Source organism: Streptomyces macrosporus, from assembly GCF_039533145.1.
Taxonomy (GTDB): Bacteria; Actinomycetota; Actinomycetes; order Streptomycetales; family Streptomycetaceae; genus Streptomyces; species Streptomyces macrosporus.
Genome location: NZ_BAAASZ010000017.1, coordinates 401,780 through 419,434, shown reverse-complemented (window position 1 = coordinate 419,434; position 17,655 = coordinate 401,780). Strand labels below are relative to the sequence as shown.

At 71.6% G+C, this 17,655-nt stretch carries 16 protein-coding genes; 14 read left to right on the top strand and 2 right to left on the bottom strand.

Annotated features, from left to right (window positions below; all coding sequences use genetic code 11):
- The first annotated feature begins 170 nt into the window (after window positions 1-170).
- The 11 genes from pdxS to ABD335_RS10235 all read left to right on the top strand — a co-directional run bounded on the left by pdxS (window position 171) and on the right by ABD335_RS10235 (window position 12,330).
- Entirely contained in the window at window positions 171-1,100 is a 930-nt protein-coding gene (gene pdxS / locus ABD335_RS10285) for a pyridoxal 5'-phosphate synthase lyase subunit PdxS (protein WP_344321868.1), read from the top strand.
- Window positions 1,101-1,270: 170 nt separating this feature from the next.
- Complete coding sequence (gene pdxT, locus ABD335_RS10280) at window positions 1,271-1,888, top strand: pyridoxal 5'-phosphate synthase glutaminase subunit PdxT (protein WP_344321867.1); 618 nt, start codon at window positions 1,271-1,273, stop codon at window positions 1,886-1,888.
- A 58-nt stretch (window positions 1,889-1,946) separates the two neighbouring features.
- Complete coding sequence (locus tag ABD335_RS10275; RefSeq protein WP_344321866.1) at window positions 1,947-2,699, top strand: YebC/PmpR family DNA-binding transcriptional regulator; 753 nt, start codon at window positions 1,947-1,949, stop codon at window positions 2,697-2,699.
- Window positions 2,700-2,822: 123 nt separating this feature from the next.
- A complete protein-coding gene (gene ruvC, locus ABD335_RS10270) occupies window positions 2,823-3,398 on the top strand; it encodes a crossover junction endodeoxyribonuclease RuvC (protein ID WP_344321865.1) in 576 nt (191 codons plus the stop codon).
- Window positions 3,395-4,024: a Holliday junction branch migration protein RuvA gene (ruvA, locus tag ABD335_RS10265; protein WP_344321864.1), complete on the top strand. Its 630-nt coding sequence runs from the start codon at window positions 3,395-3,397 to the stop codon at window positions 4,022-4,024. Before ruvC ends, ruvA begins: the two co-directional genes overlap by 4 nt.
- Before the next feature lie 161 nt (window positions 4,025-4,185).
- Entirely contained in the window at window positions 4,186-5,283 is a 1,098-nt protein-coding gene (ruvB, locus tag ABD335_RS10260) for a Holliday junction branch migration DNA helicase RuvB (protein ID WP_344321863.1), read from the top strand.
- Window positions 5,284-5,446: 163 nt separating this feature from the next.
- On the top strand, window positions 5,447-5,893 hold the full coding sequence (yajC, locus tag ABD335_RS10255) for a preprotein translocase subunit YajC (RefSeq protein WP_344321861.1): 447 nt from the start codon (window positions 5,447-5,449) through the stop codon (window positions 5,891-5,893).
- Window positions 5,894-6,010: 117 nt separating this feature from the next.
- Window positions 6,011-7,846: a protein translocase subunit SecD gene (secD, locus tag ABD335_RS10250; RefSeq protein WP_344321860.1), complete on the top strand. Its 1,836-nt coding sequence runs from the start codon at window positions 6,011-6,013 to the stop codon at window positions 7,844-7,846.
- Between the two features lies 1 nt (window position 7,847).
- Window positions 7,848-8,984 (top strand): protein translocase subunit SecF, encoded by a 1,137-nt coding sequence (secF, locus tag ABD335_RS10245; protein WP_344321859.1) that lies wholly within the window; start codon window positions 7,848-7,850, stop codon window positions 8,982-8,984.
- An 18-nt stretch (window positions 8,985-9,002) separates the two neighbouring features.
- Window positions 9,003-9,554 carry an adenine phosphoribosyltransferase gene (locus ABD335_RS10240; protein WP_344322122.1) on the top strand — a complete coding sequence of 184 codons (552 nt, stop codon included), beginning with the start codon at window positions 9,003-9,005 and terminating at the stop codon, window positions 9,552-9,554.
- A gap of 247 nt (window positions 9,555-9,801) precedes the next feature.
- Entirely contained in the window at window positions 9,802-12,330 is a 2,529-nt protein-coding gene (locus ABD335_RS10235) for a RelA/SpoT family protein (protein ID WP_344321858.1), read from the top strand.
- An 86-nt stretch (window positions 12,331-12,416) separates the two neighbouring features.
- On the opposite strand, the gene ABD335_RS10230 is transcribed toward ABD335_RS10235, so the two are convergent.
- Both ABD335_RS10230 and ABD335_RS10225 read right to left on the bottom strand, forming a co-directional pair.
- Window positions 12,417-13,646: a DUF349 domain-containing protein gene (locus tag ABD335_RS10230; protein ID WP_344321857.1), complete on the bottom strand. Its 1,230-nt coding sequence runs from the start codon at window positions 13,644-13,646 to the stop codon at window positions 12,417-12,419.
- A 247-nt stretch (window positions 13,647-13,893) separates the two neighbouring features.
- Window positions 13,894-14,715: a peptidylprolyl isomerase gene (locus ABD335_RS10225; protein WP_344321856.1), complete on the bottom strand. Its 822-nt coding sequence runs from the start codon at window positions 14,713-14,715 to the stop codon at window positions 13,894-13,896.
- A 181-nt stretch (window positions 14,716-14,896) separates the two neighbouring features.
- Here ABD335_RS10225 and ABD335_RS10220 point away from each other — a divergent pair, with 181 nt between their 5' ends.
- From ABD335_RS10220 to ABD335_RS10210, 3 genes are read left to right on the top strand one after another with little or no spacing between them, the layout of a single operon-like run.
- Entirely contained in the window at window positions 14,897-15,616 is a 720-nt protein-coding gene (locus ABD335_RS10220) for an MBL fold metallo-hydrolase (RefSeq protein ID WP_344321854.1), read from the top strand.
- 11 nt (window positions 15,617-15,627) lie between these two features.
- Entirely contained in the window at window positions 15,628-16,911 is a 1,284-nt protein-coding gene (hisS, locus tag ABD335_RS10215) for a histidine--tRNA ligase (protein WP_344321853.1), read from the top strand.
- Between the two features lie 31 nt (window positions 16,912-16,942).
- A complete protein-coding gene (locus ABD335_RS10210) occupies window positions 16,943-17,596 on the top strand; it encodes a vitamin K epoxide reductase family protein (RefSeq protein WP_344321852.1) in 654 nt (217 codons plus the stop codon).
- Window positions 17,597-17,655 lie beyond the last annotated feature (59 nt).

Genomic DNA, 17,655 nt, shown 5'->3' with positions numbered 1-17,655 from the left:
CCGGACGGTTGCTCCGGAAGCGGATCGAACGGGCCTACGATTGTCTCGCCGGTTCTCATCGGTTTTCACCGCGCGGACACCGTCCGTGCCCGCGTCCGTCGCCGTTCGGTGCCGCCCGCGACCGGTCCGTCGCCGTCCACCGTCCAACCGCTGTCGAGTGAGGTCACACCTTGTCCACCACGTCTCCCAGCACGCCCGAAACCGCCACCGCCTCGACGCCCGAGACCGGCACCGCGCGCGTCAAGCGCGGCATGGCCGAGCAGCTCAAGGGCGGCGTGATCATGGATGTCGTCACCCCGGAGCAGGCGAAGATCGCCGAGGACGCCGGCGCCGTCGCGGTCATGGCCCTGGAGCGGGTGCCCGCCGACATCCGCAAGGACGGCGGCGTCGCCCGCATGTCCGACCCCGACATGATCGAGGGCATCATCAACGCCGTCTCCATCCCGGTGATGGCCAAGTCCCGCATCGGCCACTTCGTCGAGGCCCAGGTGCTCCAGGCGCTCGGCGTGGACTACATCGACGAGTCCGAGGTCCTCACCCCGGCCGACGAGGTCAACCACAGCGACAAGTGGGCGTTCACCACCCCCTTCGTCTGCGGCGCCACCAACCTGGGCGAGGCCCTGCGCCGGATCGCCGAGGGCGCGGCCATGATCCGCTCCAAGGGCGAGGCCGGCACCGGCAACGTCGTCGAGGCCGTCCGTCACCTGCGCCAGATCCGGGGCGAGATCGCGCGCCTGAGGGGCCTGGACAACAACGAGCTGTACGCCGCCGCCAAGGAGCTGCGCGCCCCCTACGAGCTGGTCAAGGAGGTCGCCGAGCTGGGCAAGCTCCCGGTCGTGCTGTTCTCCGCCGGCGGTGTGGCCACCCCCGCCGACGCCGCGCTGATGCGCCAGCTCGGCGCCGAGGGCGTCTTCGTCGGCTCGGGCATCTTCAAGTCCGGCGACCCGGTCAAGCGCGCCGCCGCCATCGTGAAGGCCACCACCTTCTACGACGACCCCAAGGTCATCGCGGAGGTCTCCCGCGGCCTGGGCGAGGCCATGGTCGGCATCAACTGCGACACCCTGACCGAGGCCGAGCGCTTCGCCGGCCGGGGTTGGTGACCACGACCCCCACGACCACGACGGGCGGCCCGCGCACCGCGGGCCGCCCCCGCCCGTTCGGCGCCGTCCGAGCGTCCGGGAATTCCGGAGGGGCCGAAACGGTCGGAACAACCGGAGAGCCCGGAAGGACGCCCGGGAACATTCGGAACGTCCAGGAAGGTGTAGAACCCGTGACCACATCCACCACCGGAGGCACCGCCGACGTCACCGTCGGGGTCCTCGCCCTCCAGGGCGACGTGCGCGAGCACCTCGCCGCGCTGACCGCGGCCGGCGCCGAGGCCCGTCCGGTCCGCCGCCCCGAGGAGCTCGCCGAGGTGGACGGCCTGGTGATCCCCGGCGGGGAGTCCACCACCATCTCCAAGCTGGCCACGGCCTTCGGGCTGATGGAGCCGCTGCGCGAGCGGGTCCGCTCGGGCATGCCCGCCTACGGGTCCTGTGCGGGCATGATCATGCTCGCGGACAAGATCCTCGATCCTCGCGCCGGCCAGGAGACCATCGGCGGCATCGACATGATCGTGCGCCGCAACGCCTTCGGACGGCAGAACGAGTCCTTCGAGGCGGCCGTGGAGGTGGCGGGCGTCGAGGGCGGCCCGGTCGAGGGCGTCTTCATCCGCGCCCCCTGGGTGGAGTCCACCGGCGCGGAGGTGGAGGAGCTGGCGGTCCACGCCGGCCACGCCGTCGCCGTGCGCCAGGGCCGACTGCTGGCCACCGCCTTCCACCCCGAACTCACCGGCGACCACCGGGTGCACCGGCTCTTCGTCGAGATGGTGCGCGCGTCGGCACGGTGAGACGGCGGTAGGATCGGCGCGTTGATTTTCCCGTTGGTGACATCGAAGGAGCGAGGCTGTGTCCGGCCACTCTAAGTGGGCAACCACCAAGCACAAGAAGGCCGTGATCGATGCCAAGCGCGGCAAGCTCTTCGCCAAGCTGATCAAGAACATCGAGGTCGCGGCCCGGCTCGGCGGCCCCGACCCCGACGGCAACCCCACGCTGTACGACGCCATCCAGAAGGCGAAGAAGAGCTCGGTCCCCAACAACAACATCGACCGCGCCGTCAAGCGCGGTGCCGGTCTGGAGGCGGGCGGCGCCGACTACCAGACGATCATGTACGAGGGCTACGGCCCCAACGGCGTCGCGATCCTGATCGAGTGCCTCACCGACAACCGCAACCGCGCCGCCTCCGACGTGCGCGTGGCCATGACCCGCAACGGCGGCTCCATGGCCGACCCGGGCTCGGTGTCGTACCTGTTCAACCGCAAGGGCGTCGTCATCGTCCCCAAGGGCGACCTGACCGAGGACGACGTGCTGGCCGCCGTCCTGGACGCGGGCGCCGAGGAGGTCAACGACCTCGGCGAGAACTTCGAGGTCATCAGCGAGCCCGGCGACCTGGTGGCGGTGCGCACCGCCCTGCAGCAGGCGGGCATCGACTACGACTCGGCGGACGCCAACTTCGTGCCCACCATGCAGGTGGAGCTGGACGAGGAGGGCGCGCGCAAGATCTTCAAGCTGATCGACGCCTTGGAGGACAGCGACGACGTGCAGAACGTCTTCGCCAACTTCGACGTGCCCGACGAGATCATGGCGAAGGTCGGCGCCTGATCCGTCCGGTTCCGAACGGCTCGGCACAGCCCCTTCCCGTGTCACCCGGCGGCGTTGTCGGTGGCGGCCGATAACCTGCGGGAACAGGTGATCGAACGACGAGGTGGACGAGAGGGGGCCGTCGTGCGCGTGCTCGGCGTGGACCCGGGCCTGACCCGCTGCGGCATCGGCGTGGTGGAGGGAACCCCGGGGCGTCCGTTGCGGATGGCCGGGGTCGGCGTCGTCCGCACCCCCGCCGACGCCGAGGTGGCCGAACGCCTGGTGCTCGTCGAGCGCGGCGTCGAGGAGTGGCTGGAGGAGCACCGCCCCGACGTCGTCGCCGTGGAGCGGGTGTTCAGCCAGCACAACGTCCGCACGGTGATGGGAACCGCGCAGGCCAGCGCGGTCGCCATGCTCTGCGCGGCCCGGCGCGGGCTGCCCGTCGCCCTCCACACCCCCAGCGAGGTCAAGGCCGCCATCACCGGCAGCGGGCGCGCGGGCAAGGCCCAGGTGGGCGCCATGGTGACCCGACTGCTGCGGCTGGACGCCCCGCCCAAACCGGCCGACGCCGCCGACGCCCTGGCACTGGCCATCTGCCACATCTGGCGCGCCCCCGCCCAGGACCGGATCCGACAGGCCCATCTCCAGGCCCTCGCCGCCCGTCGCGTCGGCACCTCCCCGGCATCCGCAGCACCCATCCCGAAGGGCACCATCCGATGATCGCCTTCGTATCCGGGCCGGTCGCAGCCCTCTCGCCGGACACCGCCGTGATCGAGGTCGGCGGTGTCGGCATGGCCGTCCACTGCACCCCCGGCACCCTCGCCGACCTCCGCGTGGGCCGGCACGCCCGGCTGGCCACCTCGCTGGTGGTCCGCGAGGACTCGCTCACCCTGTACGGCTTCGCCGACGACGACGAGCGGCAGGTCTTCGAACTGCTCCAGACCGCCAGCGGGGTCGGCCCGCGGCTCGCCCAGGCGATGCTCGCCGTGCACAGCCCCGACGCGCTGCGGGCGGCCGTCTCCACCGGAGACGAGAAGGCCCTCACCGCCGTCCCCGGCATCGGCAAGAAGGGCGCGCAGAAACTCCTGCTGGAACTCAAGGACCGGCTCGGCGAACCGGTGGGCACCGGCGCCGCGCCGGCCGGACGGGGCGGGGCCGCCGCCGCGCCCGGCTGGCGCGAGCAGCTCCACTCCGCCCTGGTCGGCCTCGGCTACGCCGCCCGCGAGGCCGAGGAGGCGGTCGAGGCCGTCACCCCGCAGGCCGAGGCCGCCCTCGCGGAGGGCGGCCGGCCGCCGGTGCCGCAGCTCCTGCGCGCCGCCCTGCAGACCCTGAACCGCGCGCGCTGAGACGGCCTCCGCCCGATGCCTCCGCCCGTTGCCGCCGCAGACCAGACGACCGACGAGAGACCGACCATGACGCCGTACCCTCCGCTCCCCGCCCTCCCCCTCGCCGAGCAGGCGCCGTCCCCGCTCCCCGCCCCGGCGGCCGGCACCGGGAGGGGGTCCGCGTGACCAGGGAGGACCACCACGCGGACGGGTACGGCCCCACCGGCACGACCGAGGGCGCCGAACGTCTCGTCGCCGCCTCCGCGGACTCCGAGGACACCGCCGTCGAGGCGGCCCTGCGCCCCAAGGACCTGGGGGAGTTCATCGGCCAGAGCAAGGTCCGCGAACAGCTCGACCTGGTGCTGCGCGCCGCCCGGGCCCGCGGCGGCACCGCCGACCACGTGCTGCTCTCCGGCGCCCCCGGCCTCGGCAAGACCACCCTGTCCATGATCATCGCCGCGGAGATGGGCGCCCCCATCCGCATCACCTCCGGCCCGGCCATCCAGCACGCCGGAGACCTGGCCGCGATCCTCTCCTCCCTCACCGAGGGGGAGGTGCTCTTCCTCGACGAGATCCACCGGATGTCCCGGCCCGCCGAGGAGATGCTCTACATGGCGATGGAGGACTTCCGGGTCGACGTCATCGTCGGCAAGGGCCCCGGCGCCACCGCCATTCCCCTGGAGCTGCCGCCGTTCACCCTGGTCGGCGCCACCACCCGGGCCGGGCTGCTGCCGCCGCCGCTGCGCGACCGCTTCGGCTTCACCGCCCACATGGAGTTCTACGAGCCGAGCGAGCTGGAACAGGTGGTGCACCGCTCCGCCCGGCTGCTGGACGTGGAGATCGACGCCGCCGGCGCCGCCGAGATCGCCGGCCGCTCCCGCGGCACCCCCCGCATCGCCAACCGGCTGCTGCGCCGGGTCCGCGACTACGCCCAGGTCCGGGCGGACGGCGTGATCACCCGGGAGGTCGCCGCCCGGGCGCTGGCGGTCTACGAGGTGGACGACCGGGGCCTGGACCGGCTGGACCGCGCGGTGCTGGACGCCCTGCTCAGGCTCTTCGGCGGCGGCCCGGTGGGGCTGTCCACCCTGGCCGTCGCCGTCGGCGAGGAACGCGAGACCGTCGAGGAGGTGGCCGAGCCGTTCCTGGTCCGCGAGGGCCTCCTCGCCCGCACCCCCCGCGGCCGGATCGCCACCCCCGCCGCCTGGAAACACATGGGACTCACCCCGCCCCAGCAGCCCCCCTCGGGCGGACCGGGGCAACAGGGGCTCTTCGGAACGTGACGGCGCGCGAAGTCGCAGGGGGCGGAACCCCGGTGCCATGCTTGACGTTGTTCCTCAGGTGCGGGCTCGCTTAGACTCCGCCGATGCCTTCCGTTCCGGACGGCACGACCACCCCCGAAGACCAGGCCGCCCTCGCGCGGTCGTGCGAAGGAAACCTTCCGCCGTGGATATCCTCACTCTCTTTCCCTTCATCGTGCTCATCGGGGCCATGTTCCTGATGACGCGGTCTGCCAAGAAGAAGCAGCAGCAGGCCATGCAGATGCGCGACCAGATGCAGCCGGGCACCGGTGTCCGGACCATCGGCGGCATGTACGCACTGGTGAAGGAGGTCCGCACCGACACGGTTCTCCTCGAGGTCGCGCCGGGTGTGCACGCCGTCTACGCCAAGAGCGCCGTCGGCGCCGTCCTGGACGACGACGAGTACGACCGCATCGTCCACGGCGACCCGGAGCTCGACGGCGACGGCCCCGTGGTCCCGAACGACGCCTCCTCGTTGACCTCCGACGGGGACGGGCCCGTGGCCAAGACCGATCTGAGCAAGAAGGACGGTGCCTCCGCCGATGATGCGGAGCCCAGGGACGCCAAGCGGAACGGCGACGACGCCGAGTAGCCGCTCCGCCGCCGGGCCCTTCAGGGGCCCGGCGGCGTCGTATTGTCCTCACGACCACTTCGCGCGCCGCGCGGCGACCATCGAGCGCGGGCGGTTGGACAGGGAGATAACAAGAAGGTGGCAGCACCGAAGAAGGGCCGCAGAGCCCCGGGCGGTCAGGGGAGGCCGGGGCGCGTCCTGGCCCTGATGCTGATCGCCGTGGTGGCGCTCACCGGAGGGATGTTCTACTCCGGACACACCACGCCCCGTCTGGGCATCGACCTCGCCGGCGGTACCAGCATCACGCTCACCGCCAAGAGCGAGCCCGGCAAGGAAGACGCGATCAACGAGACCAACATGCAGACGGCCGTCTCGATCATCGAGCGGCGCGTCAACGGTCTCGGCGTCCAGGAGGCCGAGGTCCAGACCCAGGGCCGCGAGAACATCATCGTCAACATCCCGCGCGGCACCGACGAGAAGCAGGCCCGGGAGCAGGTCGGCACCACGGCCGAACTCGCCTTCCGCCCCGTGCTCTCCGCCACGTCCGGCACGCCGGCGCCCGACCCCTCCGCCAGCCCGTCGGCGAGCCCGTCGAGCAGCACCAAGGAGGACGACGGGAAGGCCGGGGCCGAGGAGGCCCAGGAGGCGGAGAAGACCGACGATGACGACGACGGCGACCTGACGTCCCCGTCGCCCGGCGCCTCCGGCCAGGGCCGGGTCCTCACCGACGACCTCCTCGCCGACGGCTCCGAGTCGCCCAGCCCATCGGCCTCAGCCTCCGGCGGCACCGAATCCTCCGCGGATCCCTCGCCGTCCGCGCCGGCGGACGACGCACCCGCGCAGGACGCCGGCATTCCGGCCGACGTCCGGAAGAAGCTCGACCAGGCCGACTGCTCCACCGCCGAGGGCCGCGCCGAGGTCGGCCAGGACGCCGCCCGCACCGACGACTCCGACCCCGTCGTCGCCTGTGACGAGTCCGGCCTGTACAAGTACGCGCTCGGCCCCGTCGCCGTCCCCGGCACCGACGTCACCGACGCCGCGGCCGTCTTCGACGACCAGCGCGCCCAGGGCTGGATCGTCACCATGGAGTTCGACAAGGACGGCGCCGAGAAGTTCGCCGACGTCACCGAGGAACTCTCCACCCAGACCGAGCCCCGCAACCAGTTCGCGATCGTGCTGGACGGCGAGGTCGTCTCCGCCCCCCGCGTCTCCGAGCGCCTCGGCGGCGGCAGCGCCGAGATCTCCGGCAGCTTCACCCAGCAGTCCGCCGAGGAACTGGCCAACGTCCTCTCCTACGGCGCCCTGCCGCTGAGCTTCAGCGAGTCCAGCGTCACCACCGTCTCGCCCGCCCTCGGCGACGAGCAGCTCAAGGCCGGTCTGATCGCCGGCGCCATCGGCCTCGCCCTGGTCGTCTTCTACCTGGTGTTCTACTACCGGGGCCTGTCGCTGATCGCCATCCTCAGCCTGATGATCTCGGCCGTCCTGACCTACACGATCATGTCGCTGCTCGGCCCGGCGATCGGCTTCGCCCTGAACCTGCCGGCCGTCTGCGGCGCCATCGTGGCGATCGGCATCACGGCCGACTCGTTCATCGTGTACTTCGAGCGCATCCGGGACGAGATCCGCGAGGGCCGCACCCTGCGCCCCGCCGTCGAACGCGGCTGGCCGCGCGCCCGGCGCACCATCCTCGTCTCCGACTTCGTGTCCTTCCTGGCCGCCGCGGTGCTGTTCATCGTCTCCGTCGGCAAGGTCCAGGGCTTCGCGTTCACCCTCGGCCTCACCACCGCCCTGGACGTCGTGGTGGTGTTCTTCTTCACCAAGCCGCTGATGACCCTCCTGGCCCGCACCGGGTTCTTCTCCAGCGGCCATCCCTGGTCCGGACTCGATCCCAGGCGCCTGGGGGCCAAGCCTCCGCTGCGCCGCGGCCGTCGCCGCCCGACCGCAGCCGTTTCCACCGACCTGAAGGAGGCCTGAGATGTCGCGACTCGGTGACCTCGGCGCCCGGCTCTACCGTGGCGAGGCCGGTTACGACTTCGTCGGCAAGCGGAAGATCTGGTACGGCGTCTCCGTCCTGATCACCATCCTGGCGTTCGCCGGCCTCCTGGTGCGCGGCCTGAACATGGGCATCGAGTTCCAGGGCGGCGCCGTCTTCACCACGCCCAGGACCGACGTCTCCGTCGAGCACGCCCGGGAGAAGGCCGAGGAGGTCTCCGGGCACACCGCCATCGTCCAGGAGCTGGGCGACGGCGTGCTGCGCATCCAGGTCGGCGGGATGGACACCGGGCAGTCCGACCAGGTCCGCGAGGAGCTCGCCGAGGACTTCGGGATGAAGGCCTCGGAGATCAACGCCGAACTGGTGGGCCCGAGCTGGGGCTCCCAGATCGCGAACAAGGCGTGGCAGGGCCTGGGGATCTTCATGATCCTGGTGGTGATCTACCTGGCCATCGCCTTCGAGTGGCGCATGGCCCTGGCCGCGCTGATCGCCCTCGTCCACGACCTCACGATCACCGTCGGCGTGTACGCGCTCGTCGGTTTCGAGGTCACCCCGGGCACCGTCATCGGTCTGCTGACGATCCTCGGCTACTCGCTCTACGACACCGTCGTGGTCTTCGACGGCCTCAAGGAGACGACGAGGAACTACGCCAAGCAGACCCGCCACACCTACGGGGAACTGGCCAACCGCAGCCTCAACGGCACCCTGGTCCGCTCCGTCAACACCTCGGTGGTGGCGCTGCTCCCGGTGGCCGGCCTGCTGTTCATCGGCGGCGGCGTCCTGGGCGCGGGCATGCTCAACGACATCGCCCTGTCGCTGTTCGTCGGCCTGAGCGCCGGCGCGTACTCCTCGATCGTGATCGCCACGCCGCTGGTGGCCGACTTCAAGATGCGCGAGCCGGAGATCCGGGCGCACGACAAGCGGGTGCTGGCCAAGCGCGCCAAGGACGCCGAGGCCGGGAACACCGGCGCGGACGGCGCGGACGGCGCGGACGGCGAAGGCGGAGAGGACGACGAGACGCCGGCCGTCGCCCCGGCGGCGGCCGGAGCGGTCGGCGCCCCCCGCTCGGCGGAGTCCCGGGGGCGGGGACGGGGCCGCCCCTCCGGGCGTCGGCGGTAGGGTGATCCGGTGACCTCCGTGACTCCCTACTCCGACGAACTGCGCAGTCTGTTGCTCAGCCGGATCCGCGACGTGCCCGACTACCCCAAGCCGGGTGTGCTGTTCAAGGACATCACCCCGCTGCTGGCGGATCCGGAGGCGTTCGGCGCGCTCACCGACGTGCTGGCCGAGCTGTGCCGGGAACGCGGAGCCACCAAGGTGGTGGGCCTGGAGGCACGCGGCTTCATCCTCGCCGCCCCGGTGGCGGTGCGGGCGGGCGTCGGCTTCGTCCCCGTGCGCAAGGCGGGCAAGCTGCCCGGCGCCACCCTGTCGCAGGCGTACGAGCTGGAGTACGGCAGCGCCGAGATCGAGATCCACGCCGAGGACCTCACCCCCGAGGACCGGGTGCTGGTGATCGACGACGTGCTGGCCACCGGCGGCACCGCCGAGGCGTCGCTGCGCCTCATCCGCCGCTCCGGGGCGCGGGTCGCGGGGGTGGCCGTCCTGATGGAGCTGAGCTTCCTGCCGGGCCGGATCCGGCTGGAGCCCACCCTGGAGGGCGCCCCGTTGGACGTCCTGATCACCGTCTGAGAACAGCCGGTCGCGGCACCCGCACGGAGCGTGACCGACCCCGCGCGAGGGGGCCGTTCGGAGCAGTCCGGACGGCCCCCTCCGTCGCGTCGGGCCCTCGGCCGTGGCACCCTCGATCGCGTTCCCCGGTACGACGTCCGGCCCGTTCCGGGGCCGAGGTCGATACCATGGCAGTCCGGCCACTGCCCGGCCGGAACCTCCCTCCTCCCCCGCCACCGGCGAGGAGGGGCCCACCGAGGAGTTGCCCTTGCCAGACGAGGCCCAGCCGCTCACCACAGCGCAGCACCAGGACGCCAGGCCGGCGAAGCCCTCCAAGGCGAACGGCACGGCCGCCGGAGCGAACGGCGGCGCTCCGAAGCCGCAGTCGTCCGCCGCGGCGCCGAGCCGTGCGGGCGCGTCCTCGTCCACGAGCGGAAAGCGCGCCGACTCCGGGTCGCGCGACCGGAGCCCGACCCCGCGTGCCATCTCGGGCGTCTCCGGACGCTCGGGCTCCTCCAACCGCGTCCGCGCCCGGCTCGCCCGACTGGGCGTCCAGCGCTCCAGCCCGTACAACCCCGTCCTGGAGCCGCTGCTGCGGATCGTGCGGAGCAACGATCCCAAGGCCGACACCGCCACCCTGCGTCAGATCGAGCGCGCCTACCAGGTCGCCGAGCGCTGGCACCGCGGCCAGAAGCGCAAGAGCGGCGACCCGTACATCACCCATCCGCTGGCCGTCACCACCATCCTCGCCGAGCTGGGCATGGACCCGGCCACGCTGATGGCCGGCCTGCTCCACGACACGGTCGAGGACACCGAGTACGGCCTGGACACCCTGCGCCGCGACTTCGGCGACCAGGTGGCCCTCCTCGTCGACGGCGTCACCAAGCTGGACAAGGTCAAGTTCGGCGAGGCCGCCCAGGCCGAGACGGTCCGCAAGATGGTCGTCGCCATGGCCAAGGACCCGCGCGTGCTGGTCATCAAGCTGGCCGACCGCCTGCACAACATGCGCACCATGCGCTACCTCAAGCGGGAGAAGCAGGAGCAGAAGGCCCGCGAGACCCTGGAGATCTACGCGCCCCTCGCCCACCGCCTGGGCATGAACACCATCAAGTGGGAGCTGGAGGACCTCGCCTTCGCGATCCTCTACCCCAAGATGTACGACGAGATCGTCCGGCTGGTGGCCGAACGGGCGCCCAAGCGGGACGAGTACCTGGCGAAGGTCATCGACGAGGTGCAGGCCGACCTGCGCGGCGCCCGCATCAAGGCCACCGTCACCGGCCGCCCCAAGCACTACTACAGCGTCTACCAGAAGATGATCGTGCGGGGCCGCGACTTCGCCGAGATCTACGACCTGGTGGGCATCCGCGTCCTGGTCGACACCGTCCGCGACTGCTACGCGGCGCTGGGGACCGTCCACGCCCGGTGGAACCCGGTGCCGGGGCGGTTCAAGGACTACATCGCGATGCCCAAGTTCAACATGTACCAGTCGTTGCACACGACGGTCATCGGGCCCGGCGGCAAACCGGTCGAGCTGCAGATCCGCACCTACGACATGCACCGCCGCGCCGAGTACGGCATCGCCGCCCACTGGAAGTACAAGCAGGACGCCGTGGCCGGCGCCTCCAAGGTCCGCACCGACGCGCCCGCGAAGAAGGGCGGCGACGCCGTCAACGACATGGCGTGGCTGCGGCAGTTGCTGGACTGGCAGAAGGAGACCGAGGACCCGGGCGAGTTCCTGGAGTCGCTGCGCTTCGACCTCTCCCGCAACGAGGTCTTCGTCTTCACGCCCAAGGGCGACGTCATAGCGCTTCCGGCGGGCGCCACCCCCGTGGACTTCGCCTACGCGGTCCACACCGAGGTCGGCCACCGCACCATCGGCGCGCGCGTCAACGGGCGGCTCGTCCCGCTGGAGTCCACGCTCGACAACGGCGACCTGGTGGAGGTCTTCACCTCCAAGTCGACCGGCGCCGGCCCGTCCCGCGACTGGCTGAGCTTCGTCAAGTCGCCCAGGGCCCGCAACAAGATCCGCGCCTGGTTCTCCAAGGAGCGCCGCGAGGAGGCCATCGAGCAGGGCAAGGACGCCATCGTGCGGGCCATGCGCAAGCAGAACCTGCCGATCCAGCGCATCCTGACCGGCGATTCCCTGGTCACCCTCGCGCACGAGATGCGCTACCCCGACATCTCGGCGCTCTACGCCGCGATCGGCGAGGGGCACGTCTCCGCGCAGAACGTCGTCCAGAAGCTCATCCAGGCCATCGGCGGCGAGGAGGCGGCCAACGAGGACCTCGCCGAGACCTCCCCGCCCCTGCGCCGGCGCTCCAAGCGGCGCACCGGCGCCGACCCGGGCGTGGTGGTCAAGGGCGTGGACGACGTGTGGGTCAAGCTGGCCCGCTGCTGCACGCCCGTGCCCGGCGACCCGATCATCGGCTTCGTCACCCGTGGCAACGGGGTGTCCGTCCACCGCGCCGACTGCGTCAACGTCGACTCGCTCTCCCGCGAACCGGAGCGCATCCTCGACGTCGAGTGGGCGCCGACCCAGTCCTCCGTCTTCCTGGTCGCCATCCAGGTCGAGGCGCTGGACCGTTCCCGGCTGCTGTCGGACGTCACCCGCGTGCTCTCCGACCAGCACGTCAACATCCTCTCCGCGGCCGTCCAGACCTCCCGGGACCGGGTGGCCACCTCCCGCTTCACCTTCGAGATGGGCGACCCCAAGCACCTGGGGCACGTGCTGAAGGCGGTGCGCGGGGTGGAGGGCGTCTACGACGTGTACCGCGTCACCTCGGCCCGCCGGTCGTAGACCGCCGGCCGCGAACGACGGGAGGGCCCCGGCACCGTCACGGCGCCGGGGCCCTCCCGTGCGGTCCTGCCGCGGTTCGGCCGGAATCAGCCGGTGAACTCCCGCAGGCCCTTGAGGGCCTGGTCCAGCAGGGCCTGGCGGCCCTCCAGCTCCTTCTCCAGCTTCTCCGCCTTGGCGGTGTTGCCCGCCTCGCGCGCCTTGGCGATCTGCGCGCGGAGCTTGTCCACCGCGTCCTGCAACTGGCCGGTCAGCCCCTCGGCCCGCGCCCGGACCTCGGGGTTGGTGCGGCGCCACTCGGCCTCCTCGGCCTCCTGGATGGCCCGCTCCACCGCGTGCATCCGGCCCTCGATCCGCGCCCGGGCGTCCCGCGGCACGTGGCCGATGGCGTCCCAGCGCTCGTTGATGGCGCGGAAGGCGGCCCGGGCCGCCTTGAGGTCGGTGATCGGGAGCAGCTTCTCCGCCTCGGCGGCCAGCTCCTCCTTGCGGGTCAGGTTCTCCCGCTGCTCGGCGTCCCGCTCGGCGAACGCCTCGCCGCGGGCGGCGAAGAACACGTCCTGGGCACCGCGGAAGCGCTGCCACAGATCGTCCTCGTACTCGCGCTGGGCCCGGCCGGCGGCCTTCCACTCCTGCATCAGCTCGCGGTACCGCGCGGCCGTCGGACCCCAGTCCGTCGAACCGGAGAGCGCCTCGGCCTCGGCGACCAGCTTCTCCTTGCGGCGCCGGGCCTCCTCGCGCTGGGCGTCCAGCGACGCGAAGTGCGCCTTGCGCCGCTTGGAGAAGGCCGAGCGGGCGTGCGAGAAGCGGTGCCACAGCTCGTCGTCGGACTTGCGGTCGAGCCGGGGCAGGCCCTTCCAGATGTCCACCAGGGCGCGCAGCCGTTCCCCGGCCGTCCGCCACTGGTCGCTCCGGGCCAGCTCCTCGGCCTCGGCGACCAGCTCCTCCTTGGCCCTGCGGGCCTCCTCGGCCTGCCGGGCCCTGGCCGCCTTGCGTTCCTCCTTGCGGGCCTCGATCAGCTCGGTGAGCTGGTCCAGCCGCCTGCTCAGCGCCTCCAGGTCGCCCACCGCGTGCGCCTCGTCGACCTGCGCGCGCAGGTGCTCGACGGCCGTCAGCGCGTCCTTGGCGGACAGGTCGGTGGTCTTCACCCGGCGCTCAAGGAGGTCGATCTCCACGACCAGGCCGTCGTACTTGCGCTCGAAGTAGGCGAGGGCCTCCTCGGGGGAGCCGGCCTGCCACGATCCGACGACCCTCTCGCCGTCGGCGGTACGCACGTACACGGTCCCCGTCTCGTCGACGCGGCCCCACGGGTCGCTGCTCACAGCGCCTCCTCCACATGACGCCGACGGGAGGGCGTGCCTCCCGGGCGTCGTCCACAGTTGTCATCCGGCCGACAGTTGGATTTGACCGGTCGGACCAGGTTCGGCTGGTCGGACCAGGGGTTTTGCCGGGCCGTCGGCGCAGGCACCCTACCAACGCCCAACATAGGCGACCGGTGCCCGCGCTGTCCGCATTCCGCGCGGCCGAAATCGCGGGCTCACGTGGCCGTCGTCCCGACAGTCCCGGCCGTCACTCCTTGCGCACGGTGGCCTTGTCGATCACGACGGTCGCGTTCGGCGGGGTGTTGCCCGTCTGCGGGTCCATCGTGGAGCCGGCCTTGGCGATCTTCTTCAGCACGTCCATGCCCTTGGTGACGGTGCCGAAGGGGGTGTAGTTCGGGGGCAGCTCGCTGTCCTCGTAGACCATGAAGAACTGGCTGCCGTTGGTGTCCGGGCCCGAGTTGGCCATGGCGACCGTGCCCGCGGGGTAGGTGCCGTCCTTGACCTTGGGGTCGTCCAGGTTCTCGTCGTCGAACTTGTAGCCGGGGCCGCCGGTGCCGGTGGCGGTCGGGTCGCCGCACTGCAGGACGTGGATGCCCTCGGTGACCAGGCGGTGGCACTTGGTGTGGTCCAGATAGCCCTCGCCCACCAGGAACTCGAAGGAGTTCACCGTGCGCGGCGCCTTGGCGGCGGCCATCTCGATCTCGATGTCGCCGCAGGTGGTCTCCAGCTCCATCGTGTAGGTGGCCGAGGTGTCGATCGACATCTTCGGCTCCTTCTTCCACTGCTTGTCGCCCGGCTCGCCCTTCGCCGGCTTCTCGCAGGGGTCCGGGGCCTTGCTGGTCGCCGTGGGCGAGGGCTCCGTCGCCGCGTTGTCCGATTCCTTCTTGTCGTCCGCCGCCAGTCCGCCGGCGGCGGCGTAGACGCCGCCGGCCGCCAGCACCAGGGCCAGGCCGCCCGCTATGCCCGCGTTGCGGATCCGAGCTCTGCGCCGTGCTTCGGCCCGCCGCTGCTGCTGCCGCAGGTACTTCTCGCGGGCGAGCTGCTTGCGCCGCTGCTCACTGCTGACCACGGGTCGTCTCCTTCGAGTGCTTCCAGGCGTGCGTACGCACATGTGTGCCACAGCTTGGGCCGTACCGTATACGGGATGTGGGTTCGCGGCCTCCGTCCCGCCGCCGGTAGGCTCTATGACCGCCGGTTTTCCACCGGCACGTACGGCCGCAACCTCCCTGACGGACGACTGAAGGACGATCGTGCTCATTGCCGGGTTCCCCGCCGGGGCCTGGGGGACCAATTGTTATCTGGTCGCCCCCGCCGCCGGTGAGGAGTGCGTGATCATCGACCCGGGCCACCAGGCCGCCGAGGGCGTCGAGGAGGCCATCGCCAGACACCGGCTCAAGCCCGTCGCCGTCCTCCTCACCCACGGCCACATCGACCACGTCGCCTCCGTGGTCCCGGTGTGCGGCGCGCACGACGTGCCCGCCTGGATCCACCCCGAGGACCGGGAGATGATGAGCGATCCCGAGAAGTGGCTCGGCCGTTCCATAGGGCAGCCGCTGCTGGGCGAGATCACGGTCGGAGAGCCGGACGACGTCCAGGAGCTGACGGACGGGGCCTCGCTCTCCCTCGCGGGTCTGGAGCTGACCGTCGCGCACGCGCCGGGCCATACCAGGGGGTCGGTGACCTTCCGGCTGCCCGAGCAGGCCGACATCCCGCCGGTGCTGTTCTCGGGCGACCTGCTGTTCGCCGGCTCCATCGGACGCACCGACCTGCCCGGCGGCGACCACGCCGAGATCCTGAGGTCGCTGGCACGCGTGTGCCTGCCCCTGGACGACTCGACCGTGGTGCTGTCCGGCCACGGCCCCCAGACCACCATCGGCCGCGAGCGCGCCACCAACCCGTTCCTGCGGGAGGTGGCCGCCGGCCGGTCCCGAACGGGAGGCGGCACCGCCGCCCCGCGACGAGGAATGTGACGACGCAGAACGTGAGCACCTTCTCCGCCCCCAGGGGCACCTACGACCTGCTCCCCCCGGAGTCCGCCGACTACCTGGCGGTACGGGAGGCGATCGCCGCGCCGCTCAAGCGCGCCGGCTACGGCTACATCGAGACCCCCGGTTTCGAGAACGTGGAACTGTTCGCCCGCGGCGTGGGCGAGTCCACGGACATCGTGACCAAGGAGATGTACACCCTCACCACCAAGGGCGGCAGCAGGCTGGCGCTGCGGCCCGAGGGCACCGCGCCGGTCGTCCGCGCGGTCCTGGAGCACAACCTGCACCGCGGGGCCCTGCCGATCAAGGTCTGGTACTCCGGCTCGCAGTACCGCTACGAGCGCCCCCAGGCCGGGCGCTACCGGCACTTCTCCCAGGTCGGCGCCGAGGCGCTGGGCGCCGAGGACCCGGCCCTGGACGCCGAGCTGATCATCCTGGCCGCGGACGCGTACCGCTCGCTGGGCCTGAAGGACTTCCGGCTGCTGCTGAACTCCCTCGGCGACCGCGAGTGCCGCCCCGCCTACCGCGCCCGGCTCCAGGAGTTCCTGCGCGGGCTGGACCTGGACGAGGACACCCGCGCCCGGATCGAGATCAACCCGCTGCGGGTGCTGGACGACAAGCGCGAGTCCGTCCAGAAGCAGCTCACCGGCGCCCCGATGATGCGCGACCACCTGTGCGAGGCGTGCAAGGAGTACCACGAGCAGGTGCGCGAGCTGCTGACGGCGGCCGGGGTGGCGTTCGTCGACGACGAGAAGCTGGTGCGCGGCCTGGACTACTACACCCGCACCACCTTCGAGTTCGTCCACGACGGGCTCGGCTCGCAGTCCGCGGTCGGCGGCGGCGGCCGGTACGACGGCCTGTCGGAGATGCTCGGCGGGCCCCCGCTGCCCTCGGTGGGCTGGGCGCTGGGCGTGGACCGCACGGTGCTGGCCCTGCGGGCCGAGGGCGTGGAGCTTCCCGAGCCCTCGCGCACGCGGGTGTTCGCCGTCCCGCTGGGCGAGCAGGCGCGGCGGACGCTGTTCGGCCTCGTCACCGAGTTGCGCCGGCAGGGGGTCGCGACGGACTTCGCGTACGGCGGCAAGGGCCTGAAGAACGCCATGAAGTCGGCCAACCGCTCCGGCGCGGCCTACGCCCTGGTGGCGGGGGAGCGGGACCTGGCCGAGGGCGTCGTCCAGGTCAAGGACCTCGACAGCGGCGAGCAGACCCCGGTGCCGCTGGACGGTGTGGTGGAGGAACTGCGACGGAAGCTCGCCCGAGTCGTTGAGCGTTGTGCAGAATGAAAGCCCCGCCTGAGACGACAGGATGACCTCCATGACGACGACCACGGCACCACGAGAAGACCTGGCCCGTACCGACGACAGGCCCGTGAACGGTGGTGCCGTGGGCGCCGGTCGCGCCTACGCCCTGCTGCTGGTGATCACCGGTCTGGCCGGAGTGCTCGCCTCGTGGGTGATCACGGTCGACAAGTACCGGCTGCTGGAGGCGGAGATCTCCGGCGACACGCTGAACATGGCGTGCGACCTGAACCCGATCGTCTCCTGCGGCAACGTGATGGAGAGCGCGCAGGCCGAGGCGTTCGGCTTCCCCAACCCGGTGCTCGGCCTGGTCACCTACGGGATCGTCGTCTGCGTCGGGATGAGCCTGCTGGCCGGGGCGAGCTTCCCCCGCTGGTACTGGCTCACCATGAACGCCGGCATGCTCTTCGGCGTCGGCTTCTGCACCTGGCTGATGTACCAGTCGCTGTACAACATCGGCGCGCTGTGCCTGTGGTGCAACCTGGCCTGGGTCGCCACGCTGCTGATGTTCTGGTACACGACGTTCCGCAACGTCCGCAACGGCTTCCTGCCCGCCCCGGCCTGGCTGCGCAACGGGGTGGCGGAGTTCCACTGGGTGGTCCCGGTGGTGCACATCGGCATCATCGGCATGCTGATCCTGACCCGCTGGTGGGACTTCTGGACCAGGTGACCGACCGGCCGCACGACGCACGGCACGACGGGCCGTCCCGCACCGCGGGGCGGCCCGTC

Coding starts and splice junctions, on each gene's coding strand:
- ABD335_RS10210 (WP_344321852.1), top strand. CDS start 16,943: ATGACGACGACCACGGCACCACGAGAAGACCTGGCCCGTACCGACGAC.
- ruvA (WP_344321864.1), top strand. CDS start 3,395: ATGATCGCCTTCGTATCCGGGCCGGTCGCAGCCCTCTCGCCGGACACC.
- secF (WP_344321859.1), top strand. CDS start 7,848: ATGTCGCGACTCGGTGACCTCGGCGCCCGGCTCTACCGTGGCGAGGCC.